8 protein-coding genes and 1 pseudogene are annotated in these 8,429 nt (G+C 65.5%); 2 read left to right on the top strand and 7 right to left on the bottom strand.

Annotated features, from left to right (window positions below; all coding sequences use genetic code 11):
* Positions 1-85: 85 nt before the first annotated feature.
* Positions 86-403: an EscU/YscU/HrcU family type III secretion system export apparatus switch protein gene (locus tag G3N99_RS29940; RefSeq protein WP_011353508.1), complete on the top strand. Its 318-nt coding sequence runs from the start codon at positions 86-88 to the stop codon at positions 401-403.
* A gap of 269 nt (positions 404-672) precedes the next feature.
* On the top strand, positions 673-1,407 hold the full coding sequence (locus tag G3N99_RS29935; protein WP_206124180.1) for a PepSY-associated TM helix domain-containing protein: 735 nt from the start codon (positions 673-675) through the stop codon (positions 1,405-1,407).
* Positions 1,408-1,517: 110 nt separating this feature from the next.
* On the opposite strand, the gene G3N99_RS29930 is transcribed toward G3N99_RS29935, so the two are convergent.
* From G3N99_RS29930 to G3N99_RS29900, 7 genes and pseudogenes are all read right to left on the bottom strand, one after another.
* On the bottom strand, positions 1,518-2,543 hold the full coding sequence (locus G3N99_RS29930; RefSeq protein ID WP_206124179.1) for an XdhC family protein: 1,026 nt from the start codon (positions 2,541-2,543) through the stop codon (positions 1,518-1,520).
* A 209-nt stretch (positions 2,544-2,752) separates the two neighbouring features.
* Positions 2,753-3,256, bottom strand: coding sequence for a hypothetical protein (locus tag G3N99_RS29925; RefSeq protein ID WP_011353505.1), 504 nt, complete (start codon positions 3,254-3,256; stop codon positions 2,753-2,755).
* Positions 3,257-3,802: 546 nt separating this feature from the next.
* The gene (locus tag G3N99_RS29920) at positions 3,803-5,209 is read right to left on the bottom strand and encodes an amino acid permease (RefSeq protein ID WP_174937489.1); all 1,407 of its coding nucleotides are present in this window, start codon (positions 5,207-5,209) and stop codon (positions 3,803-3,805) included.
* A gap of 216 nt (positions 5,210-5,425) precedes the next feature.
* Complete coding sequence (gene rqpR, locus G3N99_RS29915) at positions 5,426-6,082, bottom strand: response regulator transcription factor RqpR (RefSeq protein ID WP_107312671.1); 657 nt, start codon at positions 6,080-6,082, stop codon at positions 5,426-5,428.
* Positions 6,083-6,089: 7 nt separating this feature from the next.
* Positions 6,090-6,905 carry a quorum system sensor histidine kinase RqpS gene (gene rqpS / locus G3N99_RS29910; RefSeq protein ID WP_206124178.1) on the bottom strand — a complete coding sequence of 272 codons (816 nt, stop codon included), beginning with the start codon at positions 6,903-6,905 and terminating at the stop codon, positions 6,090-6,092.
* 415 nt (positions 6,906-7,320) lie between these two features.
* On the bottom strand, positions 7,321-8,091 hold the full coding sequence (locus G3N99_RS29905) for a ferredoxin--NADP reductase (protein WP_085041890.1): 771 nt from the start codon (positions 8,089-8,091) through the stop codon (positions 7,321-7,323).
* 234 nt (positions 8,092-8,325) lie between these two features.
* Positions 8,326-8,429: pseudogene (locus tag G3N99_RS29900) on the bottom strand (LysE family translocator); the annotation flags it as partial.

Raw genomic sequence — 8,429 nt, 5'->3', positions numbered from 1 at the left:
CGGCCGCGTATGCGCGCGGTTCGGCGTCGGCCTCGGCTGGCGGCCCGGCGACGCATGCGCCGGATACCGACGACGAGGCGCTGTCATGAGCATGACGTCCCGCAAGCGCGCGGCCGCGCTCGTCTACGATCCGAAGGGCGGCGATGCGGCGCCGCGCGTGGTCGCGAAGGGCTACGGCGCGCTCGCCGAGATGATCGTCGCGCGCGCACACGATGCCGGGTTGTACGTGCATACGGCGCCGGAGATGGTGTCGCTGCTGATGCAGGTCGACCTCGACGACCGGATTCCGCCGCAGCTCTACCAGGCGGTCGCGGATCTGCTCGCGTGGCTGTACTCGCTCGACCGTACCGAGCCCGCGCCGGACGACGCCGCACCGCGCTTTCCGCTGCCGCCACTGCGCTGAACAGCTTGGCATCGCGCGATTTCTTACGAAATACCGTCTTGACCTTGCAGGATCATTCTGGCGATATTTTCCTTCTATCTGACGGTATTGCGGCGTAAAGCGCCTGCTTCTTCTGGATTCCCTTTGCTATCAGGCTCGCCGTCACGTAGCTGGGCGGATTGAGCCGGCAATCAACTTGTGTAATGATATCCATTCTCATTTTCATGCTGCTCGGGCGGCGCGCACGCTTTGCGCGCCGCCCGTTGTTTTGAACGAATGGAAACTCTCGCGTGAACGCGCCCGAAACGATCACTCCGCCCCAGACGGGTACTTCCCGCGCGGGCGTCACCGTGCTGCACTCGGCGGCCCGCCCGCTGAGCGACGACGAACTGGCTGCGCGCCGTCAGCGTTCGCGCCGCGCGACCTTCATCAAGTGGCTGCGCAAGGTGCATGGCTGGGTCGGGCTGTGGGGCGCGGTGCTCGGGCTGCTGTTCGGCGTGACGGGCGTGCTGCTCAACCACCGCGCGCCGCCGCTGAAGATTTCGACCGGCGAGCCGCAGGTCGAGGAGATGCAGATCGCGCTGCCGGATCCGGCGCCGAAGACGCCTGCCGCGATGACGAAGTGGCTGCAGCACGAACTGCATTTCGACGGCAAGCCGGGCCGCATGCGCAAGGAGCCCGCGCAGCCGGTGGCGTGGGGCGATAAACGCGTGATGCAGCCGGAGCACTGGCAGATGGGCCTGTTCGGCCCGCACCAGAACCTGCAGGCCGAATACTGGGTCGGCAACGGCTACGTCGCGGTGAAGCGCACGGGCAACACGTTCCTGACGACGCTGAACAACCTGCATCGCGGCGTCGGGATGAATCTCGGCTGGGTGCTGCTGATGGACACGATCGCGGGCTCGCTGATCCTGCTATCGCTGACCGGCGTGCTGCTGTGGACCGAGCTGAACAAGCGCCGCACGGTCGGCGTCGTGCTGGTGGTCGGTTCGGTCGCCGCGGCGCTGGCCGCCGGCCTGACCTGATCGGCGACACGCGCCGGCCTGGCGCCGGCATGTGTCGTTCCGCTGGCTTCGTCTGCTTCGCCCGTCGCGGACGCGTACCCGGCGCAACCGTGCGCCGGCGTCGACAGTGATCAGAGGCCGCAGGCCGCGCCGCTGTTCGCCGCGATTTCGCGCGCGGCCTTCGCGCCCTCGACCTGCAGGATCGTCGGCAGCGACACGTTGTTTTTCGCGGCGGTGATCTCGGCGAGGATCGAGATCGCGATTTCCGGCGGCGTCCGGCTGCCGATGTAGATGCCGGCTGGCCCATGCAGCCGGCCCAGTTCCGCTTCGTTCAGGTCGAATTCGCGCAGCCGCTCGCGCCGCGCTGCGTTGTTGCGCCGCGAGCCGAGCGCGCCCACGTAGAACGCGGGCGTCTTCAATGCCTCCATCAGCGCGAGATCGTCGAGCTTCGGATCGTGCGTGAGCGCGATCACGGTCGAACGCGCATCGAGGTTCATGTCGAGCACCGTATCGTCCGGCATCGTGTGCACGACGCGTGTGCCCGGCACGTCCCACGCATCCGTGTATTCCTCGCGCGGATCGCACACCGTCACCTGGTAGTCGAGCCCGACCGCGATCTGGCATAGATAGCGCGACAACTGGCCGGCGCCGATCACGAGCATCCGGTAGCGCGGCCCGTGGATCGTCACGAGCCGCTCGCCGTCGAACGCGAGGCCGTCGGCCGCCTGCGCGGGCGACAGCGATGCGCGGCCGGTCGCGAGCGTCATCGTGCGCGTGACGAGGCGGCCGGCCTCGACTTCCGCGCACAGCGCGGCAATCCCGCTGTCGCGCGTGAGCGGCTCGAGCACGAGCTGGATCGTGCCGCCGCACGGCAGCCCGAAGCGATGCGCTTCCTCGGCCGTCACGCCGTACTTGAGCGCTTCCGGGCGCGCGTCGGCCGCGATCCCGCTTGCGTGCACACGGGCGATCAGGTCGTCCTCGATACACCCGCCGGACACGGAGCCCACCACGAGCCCGTCCTCGCGCACCGCGAGCATCGCGCCTTCGGGGCGGGGCGACGAGCCCCACGTCTTCACGACCGTCACGAGCAGCACGCGGCGCCCTTCTTCGAGCCAGCGCGCGCTGGATTTCAATACATCGAGATCGACGCTTTCCATCATCTTCTTCCTGTTGCCGGGCGACACCGCCGCTGCGGGCCGCCGTTTGATGGCGCGATTATGAACCGGCCGCGGCAAGCGTGCAGGCGACGGGGAAGGCGTAAAACGGGGAAGGGACAAGCGGAGCGGCGAGGCGCGCGGGCAGGGCGGCCACGGACGGGCCGCCGGCAGGTCGCCGGGCGGACGCATCCGCCCGGCGGGTCGCTACATCAGAGCGAGCCCAGGTACTGCGTCAGGTTGCGGATGTTGTTGTCGTACGCGTTCGGCGAGCCAAGCTCGACGCCGCCGCTGCGCACGTAGTACTCGAACGGCACGGAGCGGGTGCCGAAGAACGGCAGGAAATTGTCCGGTTGCAGCGTCGTGCCGTTCAGGCCGATCGCCCAGTTCCGCGACTTGTACAGCTCGAGCTCGCGGATCGTCGCCTGGACCTGGTTCGTCTCCGACGCGCGAATCGCGGCGATGCGCTGCGTCAGCGTCTCGATGTTCGCCTGATATGCGCTCGGTTCGCCGACCGAAACGCCACGCGCACGGACGTAGTAGCTGAACGGCAGGTTGCGCTCGGTGAAGAACGTCAGGAAACCGTCCGGCGCCAGCGTATCCCCGTTCAGTCCGATCGCCCAGTTCTTGCTTTGATAATCCCTGAGCCCCGCGATCGTCTGGTTGGCCGCGCTGATTTCGACCTTCGCCGTGACGTTGACCAATGTATTGCTCATGACAGACCTCTCTGGTTCTTGTTGAACTTCGGACAGGTGCAGCGACATGCCTCCGGATGGAGGCAATAAAATACCCTCGGCCGGATTATCCGGTCGTGATAATTTTTAATTAAAAAGATGCTGAAAATTCTTTTATGAACGCGCTATGAATTTGTGTTTTATAAAAAGGCGCTTCGATGAAATCGATTGCATCCCGCCGCGCTCCTGCTGCGGCTTGTGCCCCGTCTGGTCCAAGCGGGGCGGGCGTTTGCGATCGGCCGACCTGAATACTAGGTTGGCGAATGCAAGAGTTCAATGTCGGTCGCGTGATTATTTTCTTCTATTCATATTCAATTCAATCGAATTACATTTTTAATCGATTAATATGCCGATCCGAATCGAATATGCCGGCATTCGAAAAATGACCAATGGAAACGGGAATTGACGCGCGGATCGTTGCAGGAAAAGCAACGCGGCGGCGTGGCGGGTGAGCGAAGGGAGGGGAGGGTGCGGGGCCGACGTCCGGCCCCGCGGGTGCGCACCGTGCCGCGTGCGGCACGGCGGCGCTCAGTGCGCGTCGTGGTGACCGTGCGCGAGCTTCGAGTGGTGGCGCGAGTACAGGAAGTAGATCACGAGGCCGATCACGAGCCAGATGCCGAATGCGGCCCACGTGATGGGCTGCAGGTTCAGCATCAGGAACAGGCATGACGCGACCGCGAGGATCGGCACCACGGGCACGCCGGGGCAGCGGAACGCACGCGGCAGGTCGGGGTGCGTGCGACGCAGCACGAGCACCGCGATCGACACCATCGAGAACGCGGCGAGCGTGCCGATGTTGATCAGCTCGGCGAGCACGTTGAGCGGCACGAGCGCGGCGATCAGCCCGAAGAACAGGCCGACGAGCCAGGTCGTCAGGAACGGCGTCGCGTAGCGCGGGTGCACGCGCGACAGCGTCGCGGGCAGCAGCCCGTCGCGCGACATCGCGAAGATCACGCGCGTCTGGCCGTAGCTCATCACGAGGATCACGGTCAGCATGCCGAGCACGGCGCCGAGATCGATGAAGCCTGCGACCCACGTCTCGCCGGCCTTCTGCAGCGCGTACGAGATCGGGTGCGAGATGTTCGCGTACTGGGCCGACGGCACGATGCCGGTCGCGACCGCGGCGACCGTCACGTACAGCACCGCGCACACCGCGAGCGACGCGATGATGCCGATCGGCAGGTCGCGTTTCGGATTCTTCACTTCCTCGGCCGCCGACGACACCGCGTCGAAGCCGATGAACGCGAAGAACATCACGGCCGCCGCGCCGAACACGCCGTTCCAGCCGTGCGGCATGAACGGCTGCCAGTTCGCGGGCGTCACGTGGAACACGCCGACCGCGATCACGAGCAGCACGACCGACACCTTGATGAACACCATGATGTTGTTGATGCGGGTGGACTCGCGGATGCCGATCGACAGCAGCGTCGTGATCACGATCATCACGAGGAACGCGGGCAGGTTGAACCACGTGACGACGCCCGGCACCGCGCCGGGCGCGGCCGTCAGCACGGTGGGCAGCGTCAGCCCGAAGCCCTGCAGCAGCGACTGCAGGTAGCCCGACCAGCCGACCGACACGGCCGACGACGCGAGGCCGTATTCGAGCATCAGGTCCCAGCCGATGATCCACGCGACGAGCTCGCCGAGGGTGGCGTACGAATACGTGTAGATCGAGCCGGCGACGGGGATCGTCGACGCGAACTCCGCGTACGACAGCGCCGCGAGGCCGCACGCGATCGCGGCGATCACGAACGACAGCATCAGTGCGGGGCCGGCCTGTACGGCGCCGGTACCGGTCAGCACGAAGATGCCGGTGCCGATGATCGCGCCGATGCCGAGGAAGGTGAGGTCGATCGCGCCGAGCGCTTTCTTGAGCCCGGCGGCATGCGCGCCGGCGATCATGCGATCGACGTTTTTCTTGCGGAAGAGAGACATTGCGGATGAATCGCCAGCGCGCGCAGGCGCGGTAGCGCTGACTGAGTGAAAACCCGTAATTTTAGCCGATTTGGCGCACAAGACCCGCTGCAGCGCAGCGGTGCGTCACGAAATCGTCCGATAAAACAAGCGCTTGCGCATCAGACGGGCGGCCGCGAGCGGCGGCGCGGCATGCGCCGCGTCGCGGGATCGGGTGAACCGGGTGGGTCGGGGAAATCAGGCGCCGGCCGTGGGCGCCATGTCGACGAGCCGGTTGCTCATCACGTAGAACGTGAGTTCCGCGTTGTTCGACAGCCGCATCTTCTCGAGCAGCCGCGACCGGTACACGCTCACCGTCTTCACGGACAGCGACAGCGTGTTCGCGATGTCGGTGAGCCGCTTGCCCGACGCGAGCATGCAGAGCGTCTGGTATTCGCGGTCGGACAGCTTCTCGTGCGGCAGCGGCTCGTTCTCGAACGACACGTATTCGGCGAGCGCCTCGGCCATCGCGGGGCTCACGTACTTGCGGCCGGCCGCGACCTGCTGGATCGCGCCGATCATCTGCGCGGCGTTGACCGTCTTCGACAGATAGCCGGCAGCGCCGGCCTTCAGCGCGCGCACCGCGTACTGATCCTCGCGGTACATCGAGAACATCAGCACCGGCGTGCGCGGCAGCTTGCGCTTGAGGCGCTTGAGCACTTCGATGCCGTTCGTGTCCGGCAGCGAGATGTCGAGCAGGATCACGTCGAATTCCTGTTTGTCGACGGCGGCCATGGCGTCGCCGCCGTTCTCGGCCTCGGTGACGTCGCGTGCGACGCCACGGTCGATCAGCAACTGGCGGATCCCTTGCCGGACGATCGCGTGATCGTCCACGAGCAGGATGTTCAGGCTCATGACGACCTCACGAAAGCAACGCGCGGCGGGCCGCGACGGGCACCGCGAGCAGCGAATCCCAAGCGAAGCGCGCGGTGACGCGCGTGCCGTGGCCGGTTTCCGGCATGGCCGTCTCGAAGCTGCCGCCGAACGCCTCGCAGCGGGCGCGCATGCCGGCGAGACCGTAGCCGGTGCGACGGCTTCGGGAGAAACCGGTCCCATCGTCAGAGACAATCAATGACAGGTGCGTGCCGTCGGTGGCGATCCGCACGTCGACCGACGTCGCGCGTGCATGCTTCGCGACGTTCGACAACGCTTCCTGCGCGACGCGGAACACCGCGAGCGCGCTGGCGCCGGCGATCTGCGTCAGGCGTGCGTCGGCCGCACAGACGAAGCTGGTGCGCAGGCCCGTGCGTGCCGCATGGGTGTCGGCCCACGACGACAGCGCGCCGACCAGGCCCGCGTCGAGCGCCGGCGTGTCGCGCTCGTCGATCAGCCGGCGATTCGCGTCGGTCGCGGCGTCGAGCGCCTGCTGCGCAAGCTCCAGCGCGCGCAGGCAACCATCCGGCGCATCGGCCGGCAGCCACGTTTGAACGTTTGCGAGCGCGAAACGCGCAGCGGTCAATTCGGCGCCGAGTCCGTCGTGCAGCTCGCCTGCCAGGTGGCGGCGGGCCGCTTCGTCGGCGGCGAGCAACTGGGCAGACAGCGCTGCGATCCGCGCGGCGGAGGCACCGCGTTTCGACGCGGTGTCGGCAATGGGCGGAGTCGCGACGCAGCCCGGCACGAGCTGTTGCGACGGGAACGGGGCGTGAGCGCCCAAAGGCGCGCTAAGCGACGTATCCATGACTCTCCCTGCTGTCAGAAAGCGGTTCAGACACCGGCTGGCTGCGTGGATCGGCTGCCGTTTTGATGACGGTCGCCGCCAGAGAATCGCCCCCTGCCGAGGTAACAAAAGTTACGTCTTGTAACACTTGCATCCGACCCTTCCACTCTCATCCGAACGGCAACCACGCGCGGCGAATAATATCTCAAAATTTCTGAAAAGGTCATGTCAGGCGGACATTTAAGGGTAAATGTGAATAATCGGAATGAAGGTGTTGTAGGAAAAACACTGACACCCGAGCGCCGGACGATGACGTATCCAAATGTAACTATTTGAGATGGGATGATCCCAATTTGTTACGAATTCGCCAAGTAGGGATGAAAAAAAACCGGAGCTTTCGCTCCGGTTCTTGACGACGCGCAAATTTGGGGATCGATCAGTCCACGAACGCGCGCTCGATCACGTAGTGGCCCGGCGCGCTGTTCTTGCCTTCGACGAGGCCGGCCTGCTTCAGCAGGTCGGTCGTGTCCTTCAGCATCGCGGTGCTGCCGCACAGCATCACGCGGTCGTTTTCCGGCGAGAACGGCGGGACGTCGAGATCCGTGAACAGCTTGCCCGTTGCGATCAGGTCGGTGATCCGGCCTTCGTTGTCGAACGCTTCGCGCGTGACCGTCGGGTAGTAGACGAGCTTTTCCTTGATGATGTCGCCAAGGTACTCGTGGCCCGGCAGGTCGTGCTTGATGAAGTCCATGTACGCGAGCTCGCCCTTCAGGCGGCACGTGTGCGTCAGGATCACCTTGTCGAAACGGTCGTAGATGTCCGGATCGCGGATGATCGACATGAACGGCGCGAGGCCCGTGCCCGTCGACAGCATCCACAGCGTCTTGCCCGGCAGCAGGTTGTCGGCGACCAGCGTGCCCGTCGGCTTCTTGCCGATCAGCACCGTGTCGCCCACCTTCAGGTGCTGCAGGCGCGACGTCAGCGGGCCGTTCTGCACCTTGATGCTGAAGAATTCGAGATGCTCTTCGTAGTTCGGGCTGACGATCGAGTAGGCGCGCGCGAGCGGCTTGCCGTCGACCTCGAGGCCGACCATCGTGAATTCGCCGTTGTTGAAGCGCAGGCTCGCCTCACGGGTGCAGGTGAAGCTGAACAGCGTGTCGGTCCAGTGATGGACGGATTGGACGGTGGCGGTGTCGTATTTGCTCATGGCTTTGAAAACGGACGCGCGTAGCGAACGCGAGTAACGGGCCCAAAAACGGGCAAAAAACCGAGTGCGACGGCCCGATCGAGGATCGGCCGGCCGGCGCGTCGGACACGCGCCTTCTCGATGACAGACGATTGAGGAACTCGTTATTTTACCCTGTTGACGCAGTTCGCGGGCTTGACCCCCGTGGCCGCGCGGATTTGGCGCAACGAATTATTTCAATCAGCTTTCGGTTTTTCAGCGCTCGGCCGCGAGTTTCGCGCCGAGGCCGACCAGCGCCACGCCGCACAGTGCGTCGAGCGGGCGCCGCACGCGCCGGTAGCCGCGCTGCGCGCGCGGGC

It is taken from the genome of Burkholderia sp. Ac-20392 (assembly GCF_017104585.1).
Lineage (GTDB): Bacteria > Pseudomonadota > Gammaproteobacteria > Burkholderiales > Burkholderiaceae > Burkholderia > Burkholderia lata.
This window is presented reverse-complemented; position numbering and strand designations above follow the sequence as displayed.

Bases quoted from the DNA above. Each gene is read 5' to 3' on its own strand.
- G3N99_RS29930 (WP_206124179.1), bottom strand. From the start codon at position 2,543: ATGGAAAGCGTCGATCTCGATGTATTGAAATCCAGCGCGCGCTGGCTC.
- rqpS (WP_206124178.1), bottom strand. From the start codon at position 6,905: ATGGATACGTCGCTTAGCGCGCCTTTGGGCGCTCACGCCCCGTTCCCG.
- G3N99_RS29920 (WP_174937489.1), bottom strand. From the start codon at position 5,209: ATGTCTCTCTTCCGCAAGAAAAACGTCGATCGCATGATCGCCGGCGCG.
- rqpR (WP_107312671.1), bottom strand. From the start codon at position 6,082: ATGAGCCTGAACATCCTGCTCGTGGACGATCACGCGATCGTCCGGCAA.
- G3N99_RS29905 (WP_085041890.1), bottom strand. From the start codon at position 8,091: ATGAGCAAATACGACACCGCCACCGTCCAATCCGTCCATCACTGGACC.
- G3N99_RS29925 (WP_011353505.1), bottom strand. From the start codon at position 3,256: ATGAGCAATACATTGGTCAACGTCACGGCGAAGGTCGAAATCAGCGCG.
- G3N99_RS29940 (WP_011353508.1), top strand. From the start codon at position 86: ATGAGCATGACGTCCCGCAAGCGCGCGGCCGCGCTCGTCTACGATCCG.